Here is a 26,778-nt window from a genome sequence, read left to right as displayed (position 1 = left end):
TTAAGAACTGAAAACTGAGACTGAGACTGAGACTAAAAATTTACAATTCACAACTTACAACTCACAATTAAAAAATGAATCTATCTTTAGAATATAAAATAAGAGAACCAAAAGTAATTTTAGATAAAAACCCGTTGTTGCTTTTGTTGCACGGATACGGCAGCAATGAAGCCGATTTATTCTCTTTTGCTTCTGAACTTCCAGATAATTATTACATCATTTCCGCAAGAGCACCTTACGATTTACAATATGGTGCTTACGCTTGGTATGCCATTAATTTTGATGCCGACCAAAATAAATTTTCAGATAACGAGCAAGCTAGAACTTCAAGAGATTTAATTGCAACTTTTATTGATGAACTAGTAGCAAATTACCCAATTGATGCCAATAATGTAACTTTAATCGGATTCAGCCAAGGATCTATATTAAGTTATGCAACCGCGCTTTCTTATCCAGAAAAAATTCAAAGAGTTGTGGCAATGAGTGGTTATTTCAACGAAGAAATCATCAAAGAAGGTTTTGAAAACAATGATTTCAAAGACTTAAAGTTTTTCGCTTCACACGGAACTGTAGATCAAGTTATTCCAATTGAATGGGCTAGAAAAACACCTGCTGCCTTAGAAAAATTAAATATTCCGCTTACTTATAAAGAATATCCCGTTGGACATGGAGTTGCTCCTCAGAATTTCTTTGATTTTAAGAATTGGTTGCTTAGTTAGCATTCAGTCGTAGTTTATGGTCGTAATTTTTAACTAAATATTTTTTTTATGGCAACAGATTGGTATCGTAGAAAATCTTGGTCAAAAACAGATGAAGAAGAATTCTTTGCGAAACTTTCTCGTGCCAGAAAAGATGGAAGAGCTCAATATCTTAAAATTCAAGCAATAGAATTAGTTGACACTAAAAAGCCTAAGCTTTTACAAGTTGCGAAGGAATTATTAAGTAAAGTTCTAAATGAATATCCAGACGACAACTTCAACAAAGGTGCTGTTTATCATACTTTTGGAAATATTTTTCAACTTGAAAACAATATCGAGAAAGCACTTGAATATTTTAAAAACGCTGTTGATTTTGAAAAAACATATCCAAATGTAATTACTCAATCGTATTTAGATTATGCTGAAATTGTAGTTAAAAATCAATACAAAGATTTATATCCAGTAGCTGAAGAAATGCTGGAAAATAAAATTTCAGGATTGTTATTTCCTAATGAAAAATATATTGCTTTCTCTTTACTTGCAATAATAAACTTTTACAATTCTAAAGCAGAGATTGGCAAAAAATATGCTGAAATGGCAAATGAAAATGCAAACGCAGAAACCTCTGGCTTGAGGTATCATAAATACTTAGGAATCGTCTTAGAACGTTATAGCCTACTAGATAAAGTAACTAAATCATTTTTAAAATCTTAATTAAAATGAATACAAAACTTAACAACCCTGCATTAATTTTAATTGATATTCAAAAAGGTTTTCATGATGTTGCATATTGGGGCGGAGAACGTAATAATGTTACGGCAGAAGAAAAAGCTGGCGAACTTCTAAAGATCTGGCGAAGCAAAAAACTGCCTATTTTTCATATTCAGCATTGTTCTTCAAATCCAAATTCGATTTTAAACGAGACAAATCCTGGAAATGAGTTTCAAGATGTAGTAAAACCTCTTGAAGGAGAAACAGTAATCAAAAAGAATGTCAATAGTGCTTTTATAGGAACGAATTTAAAAGAGCTAATTGACACTGCCAAAATCACAAATCTTGTAATTGTCGGTTTAACTACAGATCATTGCGTTTCTACCACAACAAGAATGGCAGGAAACTTTGGTTACAATGTTTACCTAGTTTCTGATGCAACAGCAACTTTTAATAAAAAAGGTTTAAACGGAGAAGATTTCTCTGCCGAATTAATACACCAGACAGCTTTAGCAAGTTTAAATGAAGAATTTGCTCAGGTTGTTGCTTCTGATTTTATTAAAGAAATCATTTAAATATGTAAAAAGTGAAATGCAAAATGATTGAACCAATTTACATTTCACTTTTTACATTTTACTTTTATTCTCCTGTATAAATAATCTTTCCTGCTTTCTTTAAAACATACCCTTTCCAAGGAATTAATTCCAAATCATCTTTTTTCCAAGAATCACCTTCCGATTTTCTTTCAAGGATGATTGATTCTTTTTGAGTATCAAGAAAAAGCTCAGCTTTATTTCCGTCAAAAATTACGTAGGAAACAGTAGAATACGTTTTTCCATCTTCAGCATGATTTAGTCTTGTGCTGTTTTCAAAAACTCTAATACATTCTTTCTTAAGCGTAGACCAAGTATATCCAGCAGAAGCTTTACAACCATGCGAATCGGAATCTCCTCCTACCGCAACTTCTTTTTGCGTCTCTTTCGGAGTTGTACTTGTATTTTCTTGAGAAACTTTTTTTCCGCAAGAAATTGCACTTGCTATAATCAAAAACAAAAACATCTTTTTCATAATCCTAAATTTATTTAAAGTTCAAAAAAAAATAGGATTATAAAATCCTATTTTTGATATAACCAAGTTTGATTTACTTCAAAGGTAATATTATCGTCGTTATCTACAAAGTACTTTAACAAGACTTCTCCCCATAATTCACCATTACTGTAATCTGCAATAATCCATCTGTGGTTTAAAATTTTTACTTTATTGATGATGAATTTCTTTCCATCAATCATATCCTGTCCTGTATAAGGATTCCCTTTTGGATTTGAATTGAGATCTAATAACTTTTCGGTCACAACTGGAATCAATTTTTCATATAAAATCACTTTTCCGCCAGAAGCGCTATTATCAAAGTAATTTTGTGCATTTTCATTATGTTCTAAAGAAAAATAATCAGCCTCTGCCAATTGAGTCTTTACTAGATTAATACTATCTCTTAGTTTCTTAGTTGTTTTATCATATCTATTCTGCGCAAATTTTACTTCACCGCTGTAGAACGCATAAGTAAAGACATTCATTAAAATGGCAAGAATAAAAAGATAAAGCATTAAGGATTTTTTCATTGTGTGGTATAATTAAATTGTAATTTCTAAATTGTCGTACGCTAAGAAAACATTTTCAGGAAGCTTCTGCTGGACTTCTTCGTGAAAACCCAAAACATGGCTAATATGAGTTAAATAGGCTCTTTCAGGTTTAACCAGATCAATAAAATCAAGCGCTTCTTGAAGATTAAAATGAGTATCATGAGGTTCAACACGCAAAGCATTCACCACCAAAACTTTAATTCCTTTCAGTTTTTCAACTTCAGCTTGTTCAATAGTTTTTACATCGGTCAAATAAGCAAAATCTTCAATTCTGTACCCGAAAACCTGTAAATCACCATGCATAGCATTTATCGGAATTGCCATTTTATCTCCAACGGCAAAAGGCGCATTATTTTGCACTTCGATTGTTTTTACGCTTGGAGCTCCTGGATATTTATTTACGGTCTCGAAAACATAATCAAAACGGCGTCTTAGATTATCTAAAACACGTTTATGTCCGTAAATCGGAATTTCTCCTTGTCGGAAATTAAACGGACGAATATCGTCTAAACCTGCAGTGTGATCGGAATGCTCATGCGTAAAAAGAATCGCATCGAGTTTTCGACATCCACAAGAAAGCATTTGCTGCCTGAAATCGGGACCACAATCAATAACATAAGAATGCTCGTCCCATGTTATCCAAATGGATACACGAAGCCTTTTATCCTTAGCATCAGTGCTTTTACAAACTGGATGATCGATTCCGATAATTGGAATGCCTTGAGAAGTACCTGTACCTAAAAAATAAACCTTCAATTGAACTTAATTTTTTTACAAAAATAGATTATTTCTCTTTCATTAGACTCCTAATTTACTAACTTTGTAACAAATCTATTTAAAACAAAATGGGTACAGAAATAAAACTCAAGGGTGACAAGGTCATCGAACAGATTCCTTCTATAAAAGACAAAGCGTTACGCATTAATTTAAACGAAAATATTTACGGAACATTTGCTGAGATTGGCGCTGGACAAGAGACCGTTAGACACTTTTTCAGATCTGGAGGTTCATCGGGAACCATTGCAAAAGCTATGTCTGCCTATGATAAAGATTTTAGTGATGCAGTTTATGGAGCCGAAAATGACGGAAGATATGTCACCGAAGAGCGTTTAAAAAAAATGCTTACCCATGAAGGACAAATCATCGAAGAGCGTTTAAGCCGAGAAAAACACCCAACAAAACTTTTTTTCAGTTACGCCAATACCGTTGCAACAATAGATTTTGCCAAACAATTTAAAGGTCACGGATGGGTTGGAATTAGATACCAAATTGAACCAGACGAAGCTTATAACGAAATTATACTTCATATTCGTTTTAAAGAGACTGACGCTAGATTACAACAAGAAACACTGGGAATTTTAGGAGTTAACTTAATTTACGGTGCTTTTTACAAATACAATGATCCAAAACGATTACTTAGATATTTATACGATCACTTAGATAAAGATCAATTAGAGATCGACACCATCAACTTTTCTGGACCTCGTTTTGCCGATGTAGACAATCGTTTAATGAGTTTACAATTGGTTAAAAACGGAATGACAGATGCCGTAATGTTTAACCCAGAAGGAAAAAATATTTTACCAGCAGCTATCTTATACAAAAAGAACCTTTTAGCTTTGAGAGGAAGTTTCCGTCCTGTTACAAAGGTAAACATGGATATGTATGAGAAATCTTTAGAAATGTTTCTTAAAGAAAATAAGGTTGAAAAGAACAATACGCTTGTAATTTTTGAAATTACTCTTTCGAATTTAAGATCAGATGGAGAAATTGATGAAAGAGATTTTATGGATAGAGCCGAATTGCTTTGTTCTCTTGGTCAAACCGTTATGATTTCGAATTTCCAAGAATATTATAAAGTTGTAGAATACTTTGCAAACTACACCAAAGCTCGTATGGGATTGGCAATGGGGGTAAATAACCTTGTTGATATTTTTGACGAGAAGTACTACCGCCATTTAAGTGGTGGAATTCTGGAAGCTTTCGGAAAATTATTCTATCGCGATATGAAAGTATTCTTATATCCAATGTTAGACGAAGATGGCTCATTAATGAATTCAAACAATTTGAAGGTTCATCCTAGAATGAAAGAATTATACAAATTCTTTAAATTCAACGGAAAAGTGGTTGACATTGAAGATTACGATCCAAATATTCTAGATGTTTTCTCTAGAGAAATTTTAAAAATGATTAATCAAGGTAAAACGGGCTGGGAACCAATGCTGCCTCCGGGAATTCCAGAAATCATTAAAGAACATCATCTTTTTGGATATCATCCTGAGAAAGAATTAGAACAAAATAAACAATAATAAAAAAGTCCCTCCTTGGGACTTTTTTTTATTTCAAGTTTTCTTTGTTTCAGGTTTCAAGTTGTTTTACATGACGTTTAGTTTTAACGCAAAGCACGTTAAGTTTTCTTGTCTACGTTTATGCCAAAAATGCAAAGTTCGCAAAGCTTAATCTATATAAAGCTTTGCGAACTTTGCGTATATCTTAGCGTGCTTTGCGTTTAAATATAAGTCATAACAGATAACTTGAAACATGAAACTTAAAACTTGAAACAAAAATCTCTATTTCAAAATCTGCGAAGCGTGTTCTTTTGTTTTTACTTTTTCGATTACTTCTTCGATAATTCCTTTTTCGTCGATTACAAAAGTTGTTCTATGAATTCCGTCGTATTCTCTTCCCATAAATTTCTTTGGTCCCCAAACTCCAAATACATTAATAACCGATTTGTCTTCGTCTGCGATTAACGGGAAAGGTAATTCATATTTGTCTTTAAACTTAATTTGTGCTTTTGCACTGTCGGCACTTACTCCTAAAAGCTCGTAATTATTAGCTTGAAAACGATGAAAATTATCTCTCAAGTCACATGCCTCCGCTGTACACCCTGGAGTGCTCGCTTTTGGATAAAAGAAAACAACCAATTTTTTTCCTGCGTAATCTACCAGTTTGTGTGTTTTTCCGTCTTGGTCTATTCCTGAAAAATTTGGCGCTTTATCTCCTGCTTTTAATGTTGTCATATTTTTATATTTTAGATTGTTGATTTTAGCCTTTAGATTAACAAAGATAACTCATAACTTATAACTCATAACTTTTTTCATGCCCCAGATTGCAGTGAAAACCCCGGAATTATGATAGCTTACATTTTTTGTATTTAAAAAGCGACCGAAGGAAGCTCTTTTAAATACTTAAAAATGTTGCTATCATAATGAGGAGTTGAAACGAAAAGCTGGATTAGGCACATCATTAAAATTATACTATTTTTACAACATTAAAAATACGAAAATGAATAAAGAAGCTCGTGTACAATTTGTTATTGATAAATTAAAAGAACTCTACCCTACTATACCTGTTCCGCTTGACCATAAAGATCCTTATACGCTTTTGATCGCTGTTTTATTATCTGCACAATGTACCGATGTTCGTGTAAACCAAATTACACCTTTATTATTTGCAAAGGCCGATAATCCGTATGATATGGTTAAAATGTCGGTCGAGGAAATTAAAGAAATTATTCGTCCGTGTGGTTTATCTCCAATGAAATCTAAAGGAATTCACGGTTTATCTGAAATTTTAATTGAAAAACATAATGGCGAGGTTCCGCAGAGTTTCGAAGCGCTTGAGGCTTTACCAGCGGTTGGCCATAAAACAGCAAGTGTAGTAATGTCGCAAGCTTTTGGTGTTCCAGCTTTTCCTGTTGACACACACATTCACAGATTGATGTACAGATGGAATTTATCTAATGGAAAAAATGTAGCTCAAACGGAGAAAGATGCTAAAAGATTATTTCCGAGAGAATTATGGAACGACTTGCATTTACAAATTATTTGGTATGGCCGAGAATATTCTCCAGCACGTGGATGGAATCTTGAAAAAGATATTATCACCAAAACGGTCGGAAAGAAATCTCTCATTGAAGAACTTGAAAAAACAGTTTCAAAAAAATAAAGCACAAAGATTAAAAATCTTTGTGCTATAGTGTGCCAATTAGAAAATTAGGCAATGTGTTCGGAATCTATAGAAATTTTCTAATTATCAAATTTTCTCATTACCCAATTTATTTACATTCCCGCTTTTAAAGCATTATATTCTGCTGTCATATCAAGCGATCTATAAACACCTAGCAATGTTTTTGTTGCATCTGAATTCTTAGGCTCTAGTGTAAGCACTTTTTTCAGATACGGAATCGCACTTCTTGTAATATCATCTTTTCTTGCACTAAGCTTATCGTACTTCTGCATCTCAGCTGGAGTAGTTCCCAATGAAGAAATTTCATCGGCTAAATCTTTCTTCATCTGTAGTTTTAAGTAAGCCAGATTAATATAGGCATCTACATAATTTGGATTCAATTCTAAAACATAATTATATACCGCTTCGGCTTTAGAATAATCTTTTCTTTCAAGGTATGCATAAGCAAGATTATTGTTTACTTCTATTTTTTTAGACGGTACAGATTCTGTTCTTGGTTTTTCATAGAATCCTTGTTGAATTGCTGATTCTCTAGCTTTTGGCGAAACAAAGACATCTTCTTCTTTTGTTTTCTTATTTGTAGCATAGTACAAAACCCCTTTTCCTGAAAAATTAATTTTCTTTAGAAGTTCATAATAAGTAACTGCCGAACTAAAATCTTTTGCATTGATAGATGAAGACGCCGCATTAAACAAGTTCAGGGTATCCTTTTTGTCAAACAGATATACTTTATAACTTTTTTCTGCACTCTCTTTAAATTTTCCAGCATTAAAATCGGCCATTGCTCCGTTTACTAGACTGGCTTTCATATCTTTTAAAGCCATATTTGCTTTAACTGTCCATTTAAATTTTCCTGATTCGTTTTCGTATAAAAACACATCTTGGTACGATTGCGACGCTAATGTAAAATTATTAGCTGCATCAATATTTTTTACAGCTAAGTCTTTTAAAACGTTTCCTTTTAAGAAGTAGTAATCTGATTTATCTTCATCAGAAGCATTAAGAATAAGATATTCTGTTTTAGTTAAAATTGCCAAAGCTTCTTGGCTATTTCCTTTATCAAATAAAGACTGAGCTTCTTTAATTTTGTCTTTCTGTGCAAATGCGCCAATACTTATCATCAATAAGCATGACAGCACTTTAATATTGTCTTTCATTTTGCGGTTGAGTTTTGGTGGTTAAATGATTTTCTTATTTTCTTTTAAGAAATAGCAAAACAGATAATTAAACTGGTTTAAAAATTATCCTTACTATTTTCTTGAGTAAACATTTGCTGGTTCAAATATTTTCCTCAAAATCAAATTAGCATCAAAACCTAACGAAATAAAGTAGGGTAGTTTTTTTTCATAAATAGTTTTTTGGGGTTAAATATTTAATTCTTAGTTTATTATTTTAAACAAACAAATTTCTCAATACGAATAACACTTATAAAAAGCACATTAAACGAATAAAAAAATAGTTTTTTAACTAAAATAGAATTAAAAAACAAATAAACACATTAATTCCCATCATAATATTAAATTTTAACAAAACAGAAGAAAAATGCTGTAAAATACTTATATTTTTTATTTATGAATATAAACAAACAAAAAACTCACTGTTTGTATAATGAAATATACGAACAGTGAGTTCTTCAACCAAAACGACCATTTGGTTTGTTTTAATAAACATCCGACAGGAGCAGTGGGCTGTTTAGTTAGCTATAATCTCAAAATTTTTATCGTCAATCTTAACTACTGTCAAGGCTTTAGAATAATTCAATAAAAAAGAAACGACTTCTTTTTTAGGTTTAAGATTTTTAGAAGCTTGTGCTTTTTTTGAGTAAATTTTCCCCATACTATTCAAAATGTTTTATACTAGTATAACGGGCTAATTATCAAAATAGTATTAGTTGGTTAAAATAATTTGATGTTTTTCTATTATTTTTCTCAAATTCATTAACGCATAACGCATTCTCCCTAGTGCAGTATTGATGCTTACGCCAGTTACTTCTGAGATTTCTTTAAAACTCATATCCTGATACATACGCATTACCAGTACTTCTTTTTGATCTTCTGGAAGTTCTTCGATTAGTTTTTTTAAATCAATCTCGACTTGGTCTACAATCATTTTGCCTTCTATTGTCAATGCATCGTCTGACATAATAGAGAAAATAGAAAACTCTTCTGTTTCTCTGTACATTGGCATTTTCTTAGTTTTTCGAAAATGATCTACGATTAAGTTATGAGAAATACGCATTACCCAAGGCAAGAATTTACCTTCTTCATTATACGAATTGCTTTTTAAAGTTTTAATAACTTTAATGAATGTGTCTTGAAAAATATCATTTGAAATATCTCTATCAGCAATCTTAGAATATATAAAACCATATATCTTAGATTCGTGCCTTTTTATTAATGTTGCCAGTGCAGCTTCGCTACCGTCAACATAATTTTTTACTAATAGAGCGTCTGGAGTATGCAGATCAGCCATAATAACTACTTTTTTAGTTTTGTTTTAAAATTTGGAGTATTTTCTAAAAAGTAGTTTTCTTATATAGGCGTGCCTTTTTTGGGTTATGTTAATATTGTGACCAAATTTAACAAATTTTACTTTTAAAAAGCAAATAAAATCATTAATTATTATTAGTAAAACTTTTATTAATGTACAATAAATATAAATTTTACCTAAAAAGAGCTAAAAATCCGTAAAACAAAAGCTCGTGAAAAAATTCAAACACAAAGCGTAATTTACTTATAATTAGCAAGATAAAACTTAACGATTGCACTAAATCTAAATTCAAATTACAAATTTTATCGGAATAAATTGATTATTATTTGATATTTTTCTCAAAAAGACTTTAAGCAGCATGTTTTTGTATACTAGAATCAAATTCTTTGAACTTAAATAGGCCGACCAAAAGGCATTTTAATTATGATAAAATAGTTAAGATTTGGAACTAAATCCTTAACAAAATCCAATTCAAAATTGTTTACTTTTGTAAAAATTGACTTTTTTATGCAAATTGACCTTTCTAAAATAGATCCAAAATCAAATATTATAATTAAAGGAGCACAGGTACATAACTTGAAAAATGTAGATGTTGTTATTCCTAGAAATAAACTGGTAGTTATTACAGGTCTTTCAGGATCAGGAAAATCGAGTTTAGCTTTTGATACTTTATATGCCGAAGGACAAAGACGTTATGTAGAAAGCTTGTCATCTTATGCTCGTCAGTTTTTAGGCCGTTTAGACAAACCAAAAGTAGAATACATAAAAGGTATTGCTCCTGCTATTGCGATTGAGCAAAAAGTAAATACAACTAATGCCCGTTCTACAGTTGGGACTTCGACAGAAATTTACGATTACATCAAACTTTTGTTTGCTAGAATCGGACGCACCTACTCTCCTATTTCTGGACAGGAAGTCAAAAAAAATACAGTTACTGATGTTATTTCCGACGTTAAAAGTCTTCCGCTCGATAGCAGATGGCTGTTGCTTGCCCCTATTCATCTTGAAGAAGGAAGACAGCTCGAAGACAAACTAAAAGTACTTTTACAGCAAGGTTTTGCTCGTATTTTGGTTGATAATGAAATGATTCGTTTAGATGAATTTTCGGCTTCAGATTTACATCAATTCGACAATAAAGACATATTGTTAATTATTGACCGTATTGTTGTAAAGGAAGAAGAAGAGTTTTACAATCGTCTGGCAGATGCCGTTCAGACCGCTTTTTTTGAAGGCAAGGGACTCTGTTATTTGCAAGAATTAAATGCAGAGAAAAGATTTTCATATTCGAATAATTTTGAACTTGACGGAATGACTTTTCTAGAGCCAAATGTTCATTTATTCAGTTTTAATAATCCCTACGGAGCTTGCCCTGTTTGTGAAGGCTATGGAAATATAATCGGTATTGATGCCGACCTTGTAATTCCAAACACAGCATTGTCTATTTATGAAAGTGCAATTTATCCGTGGCGCGGCGAAAGCATGAGCTGGTATAAAGATGAATTGGTAAAACATGCTTATAAATTTGATTTCCCAATTCACAAGCCTTATTTTCAACTAACAGAAGAACAAAAGGATTTAATCTGGACTGGAAATCAATATTTCCAAGGGCTAAATGATTTCTTTAGAGAATTAGAAGAAAAAAATTATAAGATCCAAAATCGTGTAATGCTTTCGCGTTACCGCGGAAAAACGAAATGTCATGTCTGTAAAGGCAAACGTCTGCGTGAAGAAGCATCTTACGTAAAAATTAATGGAAAAACGGTTTCTGATCTTGTTGATTTACCAATTAAACATTTGGTTACTTTCTTCAAAAACATTGAATTAAATCAGTACGAACAGCAAATTGCCAAACGATTAATGGTCGAAATCAATAATCGTTTGTCTTTTTTAACCGAAGTTGGATTAGATTATCTTACTCTCAATAGAAATTCTGCAACTCTTTCGGGGGGAGAATCTCAGCGAATTAACCTTGCAACTTCTCTTGGAAGCAGTTTGGTTGGATCCATGTATATTCTCGACGAGCCAAGTATTGGTCTGCACCCAAAAGATTCTGAAAGACTGATCAAAGTACTGCTTTCTCTTCGTGATCTTGGCAACACCGTAATTGTGGTTGAACATGACGAAGATATTATGAAAGCTGCCGATATGATTATTGACATTGGTCCAGAAGCTGGAACTTTTGGAGGAAAATTGGTTGCACAAGGAACTTATAATGAAATTTTAAAATCGGATTCTTTAACAGCAAAATATTTAAATGGTGATTTAGAAATTTCTGTTCCGAAAAAAAGAAGAAAATTCAAAAATCATATTGATATTATTGGCGCACGCGAAAACAATTTAAAAAACATAAATGTTACTTTTCCTCTAGATGTTCTAACGGTTGTTACAGGTGTTTCTGGAAGTGGAAAAAGTACTTTAATAAAGAAAATTTTATTTCCTGCCGTTCAGAAAAAATTGGAAAGTGCTTCTGAAAAAGCAGGACAATTTACTGAGATTTCGGGATCATTTTCACAAATTAAACATATTGAATATGTAGACCAAAATCCGATTGGAAGAAGCTCAAGATCAAATCCTGTTACTTATATCAAAGCTTATGATGATATTCGTGATTTATATGCGAAAGAAAAATTATCAAAAATAAGAGGTTATCAGGCCAAACATTTCTCTTTTAATGTTGATGGAGGTCGATGCGAAACTTGTAAAGGAGAAGGCTCTATAAATGTTGAAATGGTTTTCATGGCCGATGTTTCGTTGCCTTGTGAAACCTGTGGTGGAAAACGATTTAAAAAAGAAATCTTAGAAGTTACTTTTGACAATCAAAATATCAATGACATTCTAACCATGACCATTGATGATGCGATTGCTTTTTTTGAAAAAAATAAGCAAGCAAAAATTACTCAAAAGTTACAGCCATTGCAAGATGTTGGTTTAGGATATGTTCAATTAGGGCAATCCTCTTCTACTCTTTCTGGTGGAGAGGCACAGCGTATTAAATTGGCTTCTTTTCTAGTAAAAGGCGCTACAAAAGACAAAGCCTTATTTGTTTTTGATGAACCTACTACGGGTCTTCATTTTCATGATATCAAAAAGCTTTTAGCTTCATTTGATGCTTTAATCGAAAAAGGACATTCGATCATTGTAATCGAACATAATCTTGATTTAATAAAATGCGCCGATTGGATTCTTGATTTAGGTCCTGAAGGAGGAGAAAACGGAGGTCACCTATTGGCATCTGGAACTCCAGAAGAAATTGTAAAAGTAAAAGAATCTGTAACGGGAGTTTATTTAAAAGATAAATTATAATAGTGATCGCTTTCAAATAACAAAGCCATAAATACAAGGATTAATTTGTATTTATGGCTTTGTATTTTATTTCACTTTTTTAATGTTCTTAAGCTACCAGACATCTTTCCTCAAAAGGAAGACCATCTTCGTCAATAGCCACTAAAATCTTTTTCTGTTTTGAAGCCTCAAAAGTAAGATACAGCCATGCAAATGACCATAAACCTAGAGTTAAACAAAAAATCAAAAAATTTAAACTGTGATTAACCACTTTTCCACCTTTAGATAAAACCGCAAAAAGCAGTTCATCATTTCTTTCTTCTAAAGTAAATCCATTATGAACTTTGTTTGATATCATATTAGAAAATACTTGCATGCTTTGTTCATGGCTGAGATGATTGTACTTCATAATTTCTAATCTACAATTAATTCTGGTTACACTTTTATTTGTAATTTCCTGCAAAAGTACTTAATTCTAAAAAATAAAAAAAATACCTACATTTAGTCATTTTGTTAGAAAAAAAACTACGTTTTGAGCAAAGTACTGCTAAACATTCATGATAAAGTTAATTTTTATTAAATTAATTACAAAGTATTCAAGTGTTAAAGTTTTAAATTTAATCACTCGTTATCAATTATTTAACCTTTCTTCTTAAAAGTAAAAACTGGAGATTCATAATCTTCTTTTAAATAATTAGGCGGAATCGTTGTGGTGTTTCCGTCACGCAAAGCACCGTAATGTGGCGACATAATTTCAATACCAGCAGCATTAAAAGAATCTTGAATATTCTGATGAAGCGACGAATAAATACGAGGCTGCTTTGTGGGTTCTTTTGTATAAACATTAATCTGATACGAAACATAAAAATCATCAAGACTAGTTTGTAAAACAAACGGTTTTGGCTCCTTTTCTATCATTTCAGTATTAAGAGCCGCTTCTATCAGAGCTGCATGTATATCTTTCCATGGCACATCGTATCCAATTGTTACCGTGGTATGAATTAACAATCCGTTTGTGGACTGATTTGTGTTTGCCGAGTAATTGGTAGAGGTGCTTGATAAAACAGTAGCATTTGGAATCGTAATATCTTCAAATTTTGATGTTCTAATTCGAGTAACTAAGGCGGTTTTTTCGATTACTTCTCCACTTACCTCTCCAATTTTAATAAAATCCCCTATTTTAAACGGACGCATGTATGTAATAACCAAACCTGCAACCATATTGGCAATAGCATTTGAAGAACCAAGCGAAAACAAAACTCCGACAAATACTGAAACTCCTTTAAAGATAGGCGAATCTGAACCTGGCAAATACGGAAAAATAATGACCAGCATAAAAGCGTACATTAAAAGTCTGATAACATTGAATGTTGGCAGTGCCCAATCGCTATAAAAACCGTCAATTTTAATTTTTTCTGATTTTATTTCATCAAAGAAAAACTTAATAACCTTCAGTGAATATTTAAAAATAATGATGATTACAATTATGGTAAACAAGCTTGGCAAAAAGCCTATAAATCCCATAAAAGCCAATTTAGCAGGCGTTAAAATCCATTTGAGCAATGTTGTCGTATACTCTTTTGTAGCAGGAAATATGCTGAACAAAACAGGAAGCGATAGATATACTATTAAAATAAGCGTAATTATCTTTATAATCCCAAAAATTCGAAGGAACAAAAACAGCTGCTTGTCTGGAGATAATATATTAATTGAATTGTAACTGACTCCTTTAAAATACCTAACTCTATTTTTTACAATATATCTTTTTATGAAATTGAAAACTTTCGATATCAAAAATAAGACTAATCCAATTATAAGCGTTAATAATACCGTATAACCAATTCGTTTAGGAAGCTGCGAATAATTTTCATTCTGATAAATTATTGCACTTTTAATTTTAGCCAAATTACGATTAGCAATTGCACTTACCGTGCTGTTTTCGGCTTTTGCATCGGCTTCTAAAACAGACATTATCACCAAATCGCTCTGGTATACAATATCCATAGAAACATCGGAAGGAATGATTTTTATAGAGTCTTTTTCGAAGAACGACTCATTATAAAGCCTTTTAATCTTATTGGTAATATATTGCGCTCTTTCTTTTGCAGAAAAAGAACCGACATTATGATATACTAGAAAAAGTGTATCGTTAAAAGGCTTTACAGGATAACCTTTTAATTTCACTGTCACTGCTTCTTTTTCAGAGCTTTTCAGATTTTTGGTCTGCGCAATTACTGAAAAAGAAAACAAAACAAAAAAGAAAGCTAATAACCTAAGTACTTTTATCCTCATATTAAATTTAGAAATAAATTAGTTATCCTTTCTAACAAATATAAAAACAAAAAAGCTACGATTTTTTAAATTGTTTTCTTTTTTACAGAAAAATCAGATCAAATTTTAAAACCTAACTTTTTGAAAATAGAATCAATAACATTATTGATATCTGACGAAATCTTGAACTTATAGTTTAGATACACATATAAAATAGTTACTAATATCGATTTTAAAGCAATACTGATTAATTGAAAAAATGGAAATTCCCAGAAATAAAATACTAAAAACAATGCAAATGTTAGCAGTATTGAATGAATCGTCTGTTTGGTAAAAGGATACAAATCAAGCTTCTTAACTACAAAAAGTAATTTTGCCAAACTGTATAATGTAATAGATAAAAGTGTAGCAAACGCTGAACCCATAATTCCAAAATGAGGAATGAACAACATATTTAAAATTACAGTTAAAACAACCAACATTAATCCTAAATACAATACCATTCGGTAATATTTCGTATTGAAAATAATAGCATTGTTATTTCCTAAGATCAAGTCAAAATATTTAGAAAGTCCAATCATAAATACAACTGAGATACCACCGCTGTAATCTTTTGGAACTAATTCATACAATTGCCTTATATTCACAAAAATGCACAGCATTACAAATCCGCCGACAATCTGTAAATTAATTGACGTCTTTTTGTACAGCTGATTTAACTCATCATGCTTGTTTTCATGCATTAATTTTGCTGTAATCGGATACACGATTTGGTGCATCGCGCGGCTTGGAACAGAAATTACCAAAGCGATATATGTTGCTACAGAATAATAAGCAATATTTTCAATCTTCATGTATTGATTCAGCATAAGCTTATCTCCATCTAGAAGTAAATTAGCAACGCTTCCTGATAAGATAATATAAAAAGTATACTCCATTACACTTTTTACATTTTCTGGTATTGTAATCTGGAAATTAGGCTTTTTAATGTAAAATGCATAAAACATTGTAACAATGAAAGCCAAAAAATAAATACCTGCAGTTACGTAGACAAACTCAACCAAACTGATCCAGTTAAAATACAATCCAATTAAAGCAAATGTAGAAAGCAGCCTTAAACCAACTTCTTTAATAAAGTTTCCGAAAACAGAATGCATGTGAACCCTCGCCCACGCATAAAAAATCTCAAAGTAAGCCATACAGATTCCGATAAACGGAATAAGAAGCATAAATTCACGAACGACTGGATTTTCTTTAGAAACAAAATCGGTTATATCATCGTAAAAGAAGATTCCGATAAGTCCTAGCGGAATACACATTAAAATTGGAAACAGTGCTGTAAAAGACAAAAACTGCTCTCTTTCTTCTTCTGTTTTATATTGCGAATAAAATTTTACAAGTGTATTTTGCATTCCAATTGCAAACAAAGGCATAATTACGTTTGCTGCAGATGTAATATAATTTGTTAAGGCGTAATATGTTGCCCCAAGAAAAACGGGATAAAGATATAATGTATTAATGGCTCCGATACCAAAACCAATGTATGTAATTATAGTGTTTTTAAAAGACTGATTTAAGACAATACCCATTTCTTGAGTTTAGATTGTATGTAATGTTTAATTGATTATCCTTTAATCAGCTGTGCCAATTGTTTGGTAAGGTTTTTTCTTGAATATTGCTGTAAACCAATCCCATGTGATTGCAGCTTCCCTTCCAAAAACTGATTAAAAAAGTCCAAAATTACACTTTTTAATTTCGCTTTCTCAGAATAATCAAAAAATACTCCGGTATCGGTTTGCGTTACGATGTCTGCAAAATCAGAACCTTGAGGTCCAATGGCAATAATCGGTCGGTTTGAAACCATGTATTCGAATAATTTTCCTGGAATAATGCTTTTTGTATCTTCGGAATTAATCTCTATTAAAAGTAAGACTTGAGATTTTCTTTGATGCGCGACAGCTTCTTTATGAGAAACGTAACCCACTAAATTTAAATAATCATTTAATTGATGTTCTTGAATAGCATCTAAAACCTCTTGGCTTACGGCACCTATTAATTTAATTTCTAAATGAGATTTAAATTCTGAAACTTCTTGCAGTAATTCCACCAAAACCTCCCATAAAAAAGGCGGATTTCTATCAGACAAGAAAGAACCAATATGAGCTAAAGTAAATTTCGTATCTAAAGTTTGTCTTTCTACAGTTTCAATATCATAACCGTTTGTAATTACCGTAATTGGCCTATTGGTAATAGCCTCGAACTCAGCTTTTGTGGTTTTACTGGTTACAATGATTTCATCTGCTGAGTTAAGTACTTTATGCTCTAAATTCTTATGTTTTTTTTCTGCATAAGAAGATAGACGAAGTGCTTTATGATAACCAATTGTTGTCCAAGGATCACGGAAATCGGCAAACCATTTTACTTTTAATTTTTGCTGTAATTCTAAACCAATTAAATGCAAACTGTGCGGCGGCCCAGAAGTCACAATCGTATCAATATTATTTTCTTGAATGTATTTTTCTAAATAAGAAACAGATGGCTTTACCCAAAAAACGCGGGCATCCGGAATAAAAAGATTTCCTCGAACCCAAAGAAAAGTCTTATCTAAGAAGGTCTGTTTTTTCTTTTGCGGAAAAATTCCAGAACTGATTTTCTTGGTTTTATTCTTCGAAAAAATGGAAGCCAATTGGTAAGGCTCCCAAATTTTATTCTTTAAAACAATTACTTTATCTGATATTTCACTTACCAAACCTTCATCAACAATTGGATAAGTTGGGTTTTCTGGAACATAAACTATTGGCTGAACATCAAATTCTGGCAGATATTTTACAAATTTCAGCCAACGCTGTACACCAGGTCCTCCCGCAGGTGGAAAATAATAGGTAATTATTAAGAGTTTTTTTTGTTCCAATGGAAATCAGTTTTCTATTTTAAAGTGCAAATTTAGAGTTTAGAAGTTCTAGGCTTCTTTTTTCTTGCTAGAATTTTTACTCTCAAAATAAATTCCTCCAGCTAAAAGAAGTAACATTCCTATTGAACTAATTAAAGTAATTGTTCCTCCAGTTTTAATAATCTGAGGCTCAAATTTAAATTCGATAGTATGTTTTCCAGCAGGAATTTCCATTGCTCTTAAAACATAATCAACAGGGAAATGATCTGTTAGTTTTCCATCTATGTAAGCATTCCAACCATTTTTATAATACATTTCAGAGAAAACAGCTAAACCATCTCCATTGTTTTCTGATTTGTATTTGATATAATTTGGCTTATAAGTAACAACTTTAATAGTTCCTGTTGTATCAAAAGCTTTCTTTAATCTCGCGTTTTGGAACTTGCTTTCATGTTCGTGAACATTGAAAACCGCCACTTTTTTAGTATCCAAAGTATTCAGCGCTTTCATTACATCGTCTGGTTTGTTTACCAATTTTACCGACTCTACAAACCAAGCATTTCCGTTCGCATCTGGATTAACTGCAGGAATCTGATTTCCGTCTTTATCCACTTGAATTACATACTTAACATTCAACATATTAAGTATCTCTAAATTATTTTTAGCAATTTGATAATCGTACAATTGCTGCATTCTTCTTGGTCTTACAGCACTATAACCTCCAATTGTTTTATGGAAATAAGAAGATCTTCCTTGCAATTGCCCTTGAAGGTCAAATACACGGTATATTGAAGTATCTTTTAATATCTGAGCATCTGCTTGTGTTTCTTGAAAAGGTGCCGCAATCTGAACCGGGCTTACAAAGTCTTTAGCAGAAACATATTTCTTGTCTACAAAAAACAAGTCGAAAATCATCACTAAACCAACTATAATTAAAGTTGTTGTCTGAGAAAGTTTATTTTTTACAAACATCCAAAGAACAGCAAACGCAATTATAATTAAGAATCCAGATCTTAGTAAATCCGCATAATACATCGTCATTCTATCTTCTCTTAAAGCATCAACGAAACCTGGTCCGTAGCTTTCCAAATAAGCATTATCGTTCATTCCTGTGAAATGGAAGAAACTTTTTGCTATTAGAAGAATAAGAAGTACTCCTAGGCCAAAAACTCCTGTTTGGATTAATGCTTTCTGCTGTAATTTTGGCTCATCTTTAGCTTTAAAAAATGATTGCAATCCCATAACAGCTAAAACAGGGAAACATAATTCTAAAATAACCTGAATTGAAGACACCGCTCTAAATTTATCGTAAAGAGGAACATATTCAATAAAAAAGTCTGTCAATAAAGAAAAGTTTTTACCCCATGAAAGCACTAAAGTAAAAAGTGCTCCAGCAAGGAAAACATATTTGATTTTTCTTTCGTCTATAAATAAAGCTAAAACTGCCAAAAAGAAAACTACAGCTCCAATATAAGCTGGTGCAGAAACAATTGGCTGATCTCCCCAATACGTTGGCATTCCCGAAACAAAATCTTGAGCTTGAGAAGCTGGAACTCCTTGTTCAAGCATAAATGCGTACATACTGCTATCTGTACCCACATTTTCGTGACTTGAACCTCCAAAAATTCTTGGAGCAATTAAATTTAAACTTTCTGCAATACCATAACTATATTCTGTGATATAATCTGTGGTCATAGAAGCAGTGGTCTCATTTTTAGATCCGTCTGGATTAAAGGTCAGCTCACTTTTATCTCTAATACTATATTTAGCATATTCATTTGTTGCCATTAAATTACCAGCATTGGCTCCTAAGGCAAAAATTCCTGCAACCAATAAAACTCCACAAGAAATTAAAAGACCTTTAAAATCTTTTTCTTTGATAAAGTTGTAAGCGTAATAACCTGAAAGAATCAATAAGAAAATCAATAAATAATAGGTCATTTGGAAGTGATTGGCACTAATTTCTAATGCCACGGCAAACATAGTGAGCAAACCTCCTTTAATGTATTTCTTCTGAAAGACGAGTATAAACCCAGCAATTACCAAAGGCATATAAGCAATAGCGTGTGCTTTGGCATTATGCCCAACACCTAAAATAATAATCATATAAGTTGAAAAACCAAATGCAATTGAACCTATAAAGGCTTTCAAAGGATCTGTTTTTAAAACCAATAGTAAGCCATAAAAACCAAGGAAATATAAAAATAAGTAATCTGCAGGACGCGGAAGAAAACGTAATACGTCATCAACTTTACCAATAAAATCGTTCGGATAATTTGCTCCAAGCTGATACGTTGGCATACCTCCAAAAGCGGAGTTTGTCCAATAAGGTTCAGCATTTTCCGTTGCTCTAAAATCGTTTTGCTCTTTTGCCATTCCGGTGTATTGAGCAATATCAGACTGGAAGATCTGTTTTCCTTGTAAGACTGGATAAAAATAAATTAACGAAACAAAAATAAAGCCCAAGATAACAAGGGCATGCGGATAGAACTTATTTACTATTTTCAATTTTGGCTAGTTTGGGTTAAAATGAATCCTAAATTTTCAGGACACAAATCTAATCTATTTCTTCGTAATCAACATACTCTCCCACTTTTTTGGTTTCGCGCGGGTTTTTAGCATTGGCAGTATTAATGATTATTTCATCATTATTATTTGTATTGCGATTATTCTGATACGTATTGCCCTGATTATACTGCTGTTGTTGTCTTTGAAAATTTTCACTGGCATTCTCTACTGCCTTTTTAACCAATACTGGCAAAAAGATTCTAGCTAAAAATTTAAAAATGTAATAAAAAGCTATAACCCACATGATGGTCTTAAACAAACCCGAAAATGACGCTTCTTGCATAACTATATATTTTTTTCCAAAATTAATAAATCCGTTGTTTAAAAATAAAATATGAATCTTAAATAAATAATAAAATATGTACATTTGATATGCGTTATTATATTTTAATCCAAAAAAAATTATATGTTCCAAATTAAAAACTTACTTGCCCCGGTACTTTTTTTTATTCCACAACTGTTTTTTGCGCAATATACTGATGTTATTAATTCTAACCGCCCAGGAGAAACCATGTCTGCTTATGCTGTTGGTAAATCTGTAATTCAAGCTGAATTTGGTATTTATGGCATTAAAGAAAAACACGACTTACTAGATTACGATGCCAGCGGATTTGGTACCGATCTAACCTTAAGATACGGTGCTTTTCTAGAACAATTAGAATTTATCGTTGATTTACAATACCAATCGGAAAACTTTGACACTCCATACACTAGCTACAAAAAAAACAATTTTAGACAAACTGTCTTAGGAGCCAAGTACCTTGTTTACGATCCTTATAAAAACTATAAACGTGAAGTGAATATTTACAGCTACAGAGCCAACCGAAATTTTCAATGGCGAGAATTAATCCCAGCTGTTTCAGTTTTTGCAGGAGCAAATTTTATTGGAGCAGATAATCCCTACTATTTTTCTCCAAACGGTGAAATTTCTCCAAAAGTTTCGCTTATTACACAAAACCTTCTTGGAGGCGGATCTTGGGTTTTTGTCACCAATATTTTTGCAGATTATATCAGTACTGACTATCCAACTTACGGATATATACTAACTTTGACGCACGGATTCAATGACAGATGGTCTGGTTTTGTCGAAAATCAAGGATATAAAAGCGACTTTTACAGTGATTCGATTCTTCGCGGAGGGGCTGCTTTTCTTCTTTCTTCAAACATGCAGGTTGATGCTTCTATAAGTACAAACTTTAAAAACACACCTTCTATATTATATGGAGGAGTTGGAATATCATGGCGCTATGACGGATGGTATAAAGAAAAAGTAGAAATAAACAAAGCAGCAGACAGAGCTAAAAAGAATCCAGATAATGAGAAAAAAGTTGACTATCAAGAAAAAGAGAGAAAGCGTAAAGCAAAATACGAATAAAATGTAAATAACTGGAGCCTTTTTTATAATTTAGGCCTCTCAATACCATATTAATGATTACAATTAAAGAAGCCAAAAGCAAGAAAGAATTAACCGAATACATTAAATTTCCTTTTTCATTATATAAAGATAATCCGTATTGGGTACCGCCTATTATTTCAGATGAACTGGCATCTTTTGACAAAACGAAAAATCCTGCATTTGATAATGCCGAAGCTTATTTTTATCTGGCTTACAGAGACAATAAAATTGTTGGCCGTATTACTGCGATCATCAACTGGTCTGAGGTTAACAATCAGCATAAAAGAAAAGTCCGTTTTGGCTGGTTTGATGTAATTGATGATATTGAAGTTACCAAAGCGCTTCTTGAAAAAGTGTATGAATTAGGAAGAAAGCATAACTTAGAACACGCTGAAGGTCCAATGGGATTCTCTAACTTAGACAAAGTTGGCGTCTTGACCGAAGGTTATGATCAAGTTGGAACCATGATTACATGGTACAATCACGAGTATTATGTAAGACATTTTGAAGAATTGGGCTTTCAAGTTGAAAAACAGTATATCGAAAGTATTTTCCCTTTTTCAAATGTAAAACCTGAATTTTTCCAGAAGGCCACCGCATTGATTAAAAAGCGTTATGAACTAAAAACGCTAACTTTTACCAAAACAAAAGACATTATGCCACACGTTGACAAAATGTTTGATTTGTTTAACGAGTCTTATGAAAAACTAGCTTCGTTTGTTGCTATTTCTGACGTTCAAAAAGAATATTTTAAAAAGAAATACATCAGCTTTATTAATCCTGAGTATATCAAGTTTGTAGTTGACAAAAATGACAATTTAATAGCTTTTAGTATTGTAATGCCAAGTTTTACGGAAGCATTGCAAAAAATAAAAGGAAAACTATTTCCATTTGGCTTCTTAGAGCTCCTAAAAGCAAAAAAGCATAGCAAAGATGTTGTATTCTATTTAATTGGAGTTCATCCTGATTATCAAAATAAAGGTGTTACTGCACTTATTTTTGATGAATATTATAAAACTTTTTCGGAGAAAGGAATTAGAAATTGTATCAGAACGCCTGAGCTATTAGAAAATAATGCTATTCATTTGCTTTGGAAAAACTTTGACCCAATTATTCACTGCCAAAGAAAGACTTATTTAAAATATCTTTAATTTTAGTTTTCAGTCGCAATCGCAATTTTCAGTTTTAGAAAATTAACAATAAAAAAAATCCATTCGCCCCCAAACGAATGGATTTTTCACTTCATAAACACATCATTTACTCTACTTTACAATCTACTTTTGTCAAAGTATTTTTTGCATCAAAATTTAGTTTTGATTTATCTTTAAAAGAAACCTTATCATTAGCTGTTACGACATCGCCATATCCTTCAATAAAAGCCCCGTCTTTTTGCAGAAAAGCAACTTCTCGAACAGATGAAACTCCTTCAGAATTAAAGGTGTAATCGGCAATTAATGTATCGCCTTTCATGTTTCCTATCAAAGTTCCTTCGTTTTTATCTTTTCCAACCAAATTATAGCTTAGCTTTCCGTTTACTTCTTGATGAGAATTAACATTAAAACTCATTTCTATCACACTTCCATTAGATTTCCAAGCATAACATTGATCTCCTGCGGGTTCTACAATTTCAGCTTCTTTTGGCGGACTTGGCGTAATTTGTACTGGCTCTATAGTAGTGGTTTCTTTTTTACAAGATGTGAAAACTACTAGTATAAGAGCTGTTATTGTTATAACTTTTTTCATACTTATCTTTATTTTTTATTTTGTTGATTATGAAATAAAGTTACTTTAAATAAAAAAAATCCATTCGCATAACGAATGGATTTTTTTACATAATTCCCATGTTGAGAATTTATTTTTTAAGTCATTACGAAACGTCAACAGTTGTACGTTCTGCAATTTCTTTATAAGTTCCGTTTGTCAATTTCTCACGGATTGCCTCAAAAGCTGTTAAAGTCTCTTCGATATCTTCTAATGTATGTGAAGCTGTCGGGATCATTCTCAATAAGATAATTCCTTTTGGAATAACTGGATAAACAACAATAGAAAGGAAAATACCATAATTTTCTCTTAAATCGTTTACCATTACCATTGCCTCAGGAATACTTCCTTCTAAGTAAACTGGAGTAATACAAGTATTGGTATCTCCAATATTAAATCCTTTTTCTTTAAGACCGTTTTGCAATGCATTTACGTTTTCCCAAAGCTTATCTTTAATTGCAGAAGATTTACGCAATAATTCTAAACGTTTCAAAGAACCAATTGTCTGAATCATTGGTAATGCTTTAGCAAACATTTGAGAACGCAAGTTGTATTTCAAATAATCGATAACCGTTTTATCAGCCGCTACGAAAGCTCCGATATTAGCCATAGATTTTGCAAAAGTAGAGAAATAAACATCGATTTCATCTTGAACTCCTTGCTCCTCACCTGCTCCAGCACCAGTTTTACCTAATGTACCAAATCCGTGAGCATCATCTACCAAAAGTCTGAAATTGTATTTTTCTTTTAAAGCAACGATTTCTTTTAATTTCCCTTGCTGTCCGCGCATTCCAAAAACACCTTCAGTAATAAATAAAATACCTCCACCTGTTTCTTCTGCCATTTTAGTAGCACGCTGCAAGTTTTTCTCCATACTTTCAAGATCATTGTGTTTGTATGTGAAACGCTTACCCATGTGTAAACGAACACCATCAATGATACAAGCATGCGAATCAACATCATAAACAATAATGTCATTTTTAGTAACCAAAGCATCAATAATAGACACCATTCCTTGGTAACCAAAATTCAATAAATAAGCAGATTCTTTCATTACGAATTCAGCTAACTCATTTTCTAATTGTTCGTGGTACGTAGTGTGTCCAGACATCATACGAGCTCCCATCGGATAAGCTGCACCAAACTGAATTGCTGCATCTGTATCTGCCTGACGAACCTCTGGATGATTAGCTAAACCTAAATAATCATTTAAACTCCAGTTTAAAATATTTTTTCCGTGAAATTGCATTCTAGGACCCAACTCTCCTTCTAACTTTGGGAAAACATAATAACCTTCTGCTTGAGAAGCCCATTTTCCTAAAGGTCCTTTATTGTCCTGAATTCTTTCGAATAAATCTTTTACCATAATATAATGTAGTAGTTTTTTTTACTTTATCAGCGAGCAAAAATAATCATTATTCTTCTAAAATTCAGACCCTCATTTATTTTTATTAAAAAATATTCGAAACATTATTCTTAACACTGTTAGTTTTTAAAGTAATAATTGCCAAATCTAATTTAATATACTAATTCTTTAGGAAGTATGATTTTTATCATAATAAAAGATAAATATGTCTTTTATTTTTGAATAAAATTTTAGCACTTTTAAATTAGACTATAACCAATACAAAATCAAACAATTATGAAAAACAAAAACAAAACCCTAAGCAAACTGCGTGTCCTTTTAGGTTTATTTTGTTTGCTTCTCCTCTTAGGAAGCTGCAAGAAAAACGAAGAGAAAGCTTATGCAGATATTATGACAGAAGGCGAAATGGATGCCGAACTTACTGCACCTCCTCATGTACCCAAACCTGTTGGAGACAGAACAGCGATGAAGCTAAAACTAAACATGGAAATTAAGGAACAAGAAGGTACAATGACTGATGGCGTAAAATATACCTATTGGACATTTGGAGGTTCTGTTCCGGGAAGTTTTATTAGAACTCGTGTGGGCGATGAAGTCGAATTTCACTTAAAAAACCACCCTGATAACAAACTACCTCACAATATCGATTTACATGCTGTAACAGGGCCAGGTGGTGGAGCCACTTCTTCTCTTGTAGCGCCAGGACATGAAAAAGTGTTCAGCTTTAAAGTGATAAATCCTGGATTGTATGTGTATCACTGTGCGACAGCTCCTGTAGGAATGCACATTGCAAATGGTATGTATGGATTGATTTTGGTTGAACCAGAAGGCGGACTTCCTCCTGTTGATAAAGAATATTATGTAATGCAAGGTGATTTTTACACTCAAGGTGAATACGGCGCAAAAGGTCTTCAGCCGTTTGATATGAACAAAGCCGTAAAAGAAACTCCTGATTATGTTGTTTTTAACGGAAAAGTAGGTTCTTTAACTAATGGAAATGAATTGACAGCAAAAGTTGGAGAAACGGTTCGCTTATTTGTTGGAAATGGTGGGCCAAATTTAGTTTCTTCTTTCCACGTTATTGGAGAAATTTTCGATAGTGTACATATTGAAGGTGGAAGTACAATCAATAAAAATGTGCAGACAACCTTGATTCCTGCTGGTGGTGCTGCTATTGTAGATTTTAAAGTCGAAACTCCGGGAACTTTTATTCTGGTTGATCACTCAATTTTTAGAGCATTTAATAAAGGTGCGTTGGGAATGTTGAAAGTGGAAGGAAAAGAAAATAAAAACATTTATTCTGGAACAATCCAAGAAGGTATTTACCTGCCTGAAGGTGGAACCATACAAAAAATGCCAGGCGGATCTGCTGTAAAAACTGCAATTCCAAAACGAACAGTTGCTGAGAAAATTAATATTGGTAAAGAAATTTTCGGAACAACCTGTTTTGCCTGCCATCAATCTGAAGGGCAAGGAATTCCGAGCACTTTCCCACCTTTAGCAAAATCAGATTATTTAAATGCCGATTCTAAACGCGCGATTAAAACAATCCTTCATGGCTTAACTGGAGAAGTAACCGTTAACGGTAAAAAATACAATAACGTAATGCCTGCTCAGAATTTATCTGATGATGAAATCGCAAATGTACTGACCTATATTTATAACAGTTGGGGAAATAACAAAACTGAAGTTACGCCAGAAATGGTAAAATCATTAAGATAAACAGCAAACAT

General features: G+C 32.4%; 24 protein-coding genes. 9 read left to right on the top strand and 15 right to left on the bottom strand.

What is annotated here, in order from left to right; translation table 11 throughout:
* The first annotated feature begins 74 nt into the window (after positions 1 to 74).
* The 3 genes from OZP10_RS17115 to OZP10_RS17105 are packed head-to-tail and all read left to right on the top strand — an operon-like array spanning position 75 to position 1,984.
* Positions 75 to 719: an alpha/beta hydrolase gene (locus OZP10_RS17115; RefSeq protein ID WP_281631959.1), complete on the top strand. Its 645-nt coding sequence runs from the start codon at positions 75 to 77 to the stop codon at positions 717 to 719.
* A 48-nt stretch (positions 720 to 767) separates the two neighbouring features.
* Positions 768 to 1,412, top strand: a complete 645-nt coding sequence (locus OZP10_RS17110; RefSeq protein ID WP_281631958.1) for a hypothetical protein — start codon at positions 768 to 770, stop codon at positions 1,410 to 1,412.
* Between the two features lie 5 nt (positions 1,413 to 1,417).
* Positions 1,418 to 1,984, top strand: coding sequence for a cysteine hydrolase family protein (locus tag OZP10_RS17105; RefSeq protein ID WP_281631957.1), 567 nt, complete (start codon positions 1,418 to 1,420; stop codon positions 1,982 to 1,984).
* Between the two features lie 64 nt (positions 1,985 to 2,048).
* Here OZP10_RS17105 and OZP10_RS17100 read toward each other — a convergent pair whose 3' ends face one another.
* Genes OZP10_RS17100 through OZP10_RS17090 form a run of 3 tightly spaced genes read right to left on the bottom strand, consistent with a single transcriptional unit; the run spans position 2,049 to position 3,805 of the window.
* A complete protein-coding gene (locus OZP10_RS17100; protein ID WP_281631956.1) occupies positions 2,049 to 2,477 on the bottom strand; it encodes a hypothetical protein in 429 nt (142 codons plus the stop codon).
* Between the two features lie 47 nt (positions 2,478 to 2,524).
* A complete protein-coding gene (locus OZP10_RS17095; RefSeq protein ID WP_281631955.1) occupies positions 2,525 to 3,028 on the bottom strand; it encodes a hypothetical protein in 504 nt (167 codons plus the stop codon).
* A 12-nt stretch (positions 3,029 to 3,040) separates the two neighbouring features.
* On the bottom strand, positions 3,041 to 3,805 hold the full coding sequence (locus OZP10_RS17090) for an MBL fold metallo-hydrolase (RefSeq protein ID WP_274256025.1): 765 nt from the start codon (positions 3,803 to 3,805) through the stop codon (positions 3,041 to 3,043).
* Between the two features lie 89 nt (positions 3,806 to 3,894).
* Between OZP10_RS17090 and OZP10_RS17085 the strand changes: the two genes are divergently transcribed.
* Positions 3,895 to 5,358 (top strand): TonB-dependent receptor, encoded by a 1,464-nt coding sequence (locus OZP10_RS17085; RefSeq protein ID WP_281631954.1) that lies wholly within the window; start codon positions 3,895 to 3,897, stop codon positions 5,356 to 5,358.
* Positions 5,359 to 5,619: 261 nt separating this feature from the next.
* Here the strand turns inward: OZP10_RS17085 and bcp are convergent, their stop codons facing one another.
* Positions 5,620 to 6,072 (bottom strand): thioredoxin-dependent thiol peroxidase, encoded by a 453-nt coding sequence (gene bcp / locus OZP10_RS17080; RefSeq protein ID WP_281631953.1) that lies wholly within the window; start codon positions 6,070 to 6,072, stop codon positions 5,620 to 5,622.
* Positions 6,073 to 6,337: 265 nt separating this feature from the next.
* Between bcp and OZP10_RS17075 the strand changes: the two genes are divergently transcribed.
* Positions 6,338 to 7,000, top strand: coding sequence for an endonuclease III domain-containing protein (locus OZP10_RS17075; protein ID WP_177210224.1), 663 nt, complete (start codon positions 6,338 to 6,340; stop codon positions 6,998 to 7,000).
* A gap of 113 nt (positions 7,001 to 7,113) precedes the next feature.
* Here OZP10_RS17075 and OZP10_RS17070 read toward each other — a convergent pair whose 3' ends face one another.
* From OZP10_RS17070 to OZP10_RS17060, 3 genes are all read right to left on the bottom strand, one after another.
* Entirely contained in the window at positions 7,114 to 8,178 is a 1,065-nt protein-coding gene (locus OZP10_RS17070) for a tetratricopeptide repeat protein (protein ID WP_281631952.1), read from the bottom strand.
* A 535-nt stretch (positions 8,179 to 8,713) separates the two neighbouring features.
* Entirely contained in the window at positions 8,714 to 8,857 is a 144-nt protein-coding gene (locus tag OZP10_RS17065; protein ID WP_167511684.1) for a hypothetical protein, read from the bottom strand.
* A gap of 51 nt (positions 8,858 to 8,908) precedes the next feature.
* Entirely contained in the window at positions 8,909 to 9,493 is a 585-nt protein-coding gene (locus tag OZP10_RS17060) for an RNA polymerase sigma factor (protein ID WP_281631951.1), read from the bottom strand.
* Between the two features lie 525 nt (positions 9,494 to 10,018).
* Between OZP10_RS17060 and uvrA the strand changes: the two genes are divergently transcribed.
* Positions 10,019 to 12,814: an excinuclease ABC subunit UvrA gene (gene uvrA, locus OZP10_RS17055; protein ID WP_281631950.1), complete on the top strand. Its 2,796-nt coding sequence runs from the start codon at positions 10,019 to 10,021 to the stop codon at positions 12,812 to 12,814.
* 88 nt (positions 12,815 to 12,902) lie between these two features.
* Here uvrA and OZP10_RS17050 read toward each other — a convergent pair whose 3' ends face one another.
* From OZP10_RS17050 to OZP10_RS17025, 6 genes are all read right to left on the bottom strand, one after another.
* Positions 12,903 to 13,202 carry a DUF8108 domain-containing protein gene (locus OZP10_RS17050; protein WP_165352478.1) on the bottom strand — a complete coding sequence of 100 codons (300 nt, stop codon included), beginning with the start codon at positions 13,200 to 13,202 and terminating at the stop codon, positions 12,903 to 12,905.
* 230 nt (positions 13,203 to 13,432) lie between these two features.
* Positions 13,433 to 15,085: a mechanosensitive ion channel family protein gene (locus OZP10_RS17045; RefSeq protein WP_281631949.1), complete on the bottom strand. Its 1,653-nt coding sequence runs from the start codon at positions 15,083 to 15,085 to the stop codon at positions 13,433 to 13,435.
* 98 nt (positions 15,086 to 15,183) lie between these two features.
* Positions 15,184 to 16,653 carry an oligosaccharide flippase family protein gene (locus OZP10_RS17040; RefSeq protein ID WP_281631948.1) on the bottom strand — a complete coding sequence of 490 codons (1,470 nt, stop codon included), beginning with the start codon at positions 16,651 to 16,653 and terminating at the stop codon, positions 15,184 to 15,186.
* Positions 16,654 to 16,688: 35 nt separating this feature from the next.
* Positions 16,689 to 17,975, bottom strand: coding sequence for a glycosyltransferase family 4 protein (locus tag OZP10_RS17035; protein ID WP_281631947.1), 1,287 nt, complete (start codon positions 17,973 to 17,975; stop codon positions 16,689 to 16,691).
* A 48-nt stretch (positions 17,976 to 18,023) separates the two neighbouring features.
* A complete protein-coding gene (locus OZP10_RS17030; protein WP_281631946.1) occupies positions 18,024 to 20,462 on the bottom strand; it encodes a YfhO family protein in 2,439 nt (812 codons plus the stop codon).
* A gap of 49 nt (positions 20,463 to 20,511) precedes the next feature.
* A complete protein-coding gene (locus tag OZP10_RS17025) occupies positions 20,512 to 20,805 on the bottom strand; it encodes a DUF4834 family protein (protein ID WP_111378714.1) in 294 nt (97 codons plus the stop codon).
* A gap of 123 nt (positions 20,806 to 20,928) precedes the next feature.
* On the opposite strand from OZP10_RS17025, the gene OZP10_RS17020 reads away from it, so the two are divergent.
* Both OZP10_RS17020 and OZP10_RS17015 read left to right on the top strand, forming a co-directional pair.
* The gene (locus OZP10_RS17020) at positions 20,929 to 21,897 is read left to right on the top strand and encodes a transporter (RefSeq protein WP_281631945.1); all 969 of its coding nucleotides are present in this window, start codon (positions 20,929 to 20,931) and stop codon (positions 21,895 to 21,897) included.
* A gap of 53 nt (positions 21,898 to 21,950) precedes the next feature.
* A complete protein-coding gene (locus OZP10_RS17015; RefSeq protein WP_281631944.1) occupies positions 21,951 to 23,069 on the top strand; it encodes a GTP cyclohydrolase in 1,119 nt (372 codons plus the stop codon).
* A gap of 106 nt (positions 23,070 to 23,175) precedes the next feature.
* Here the strand turns inward: OZP10_RS17015 and OZP10_RS17010 are convergent, their stop codons facing one another.
* Positions 23,176 to 23,661: a hypothetical protein gene (locus tag OZP10_RS17010; RefSeq protein ID WP_281631943.1), complete on the bottom strand. Its 486-nt coding sequence runs from the start codon at positions 23,659 to 23,661 to the stop codon at positions 23,176 to 23,178.
* 124 nt (positions 23,662 to 23,785) lie between these two features.
* Entirely contained in the window at positions 23,786 to 25,045 is a 1,260-nt protein-coding gene (gene capB / locus OZP10_RS17005) for a cysteate-C-fatty acyltransferase (RefSeq protein ID WP_177210237.1), read from the bottom strand.
* Between the two features lie 276 nt (positions 25,046 to 25,321).
* Here capB and nirK point away from each other — a divergent pair, with 276 nt between their 5' ends.
* Entirely contained in the window at positions 25,322 to 26,767 is a 1,446-nt protein-coding gene (gene nirK / locus OZP10_RS17000) for a copper-containing nitrite reductase (protein ID WP_281631942.1), read from the top strand.
* The last annotated feature ends 11 nt before the right edge of the window (positions 26,768 to 26,778 follow it).

The sequence above is a fragment of the Flavobacterium luteolum genome (assembly GCF_027111275.1).
Taxonomy (GTDB): Bacteria; Bacteroidota; Bacteroidia; order Flavobacteriales; family Flavobacteriaceae; genus Flavobacterium; species Flavobacterium luteolum.
Note: the sequence above shows the minus strand (reverse complement) of the source record. Positions and strands in the feature narration are given on the sequence as shown.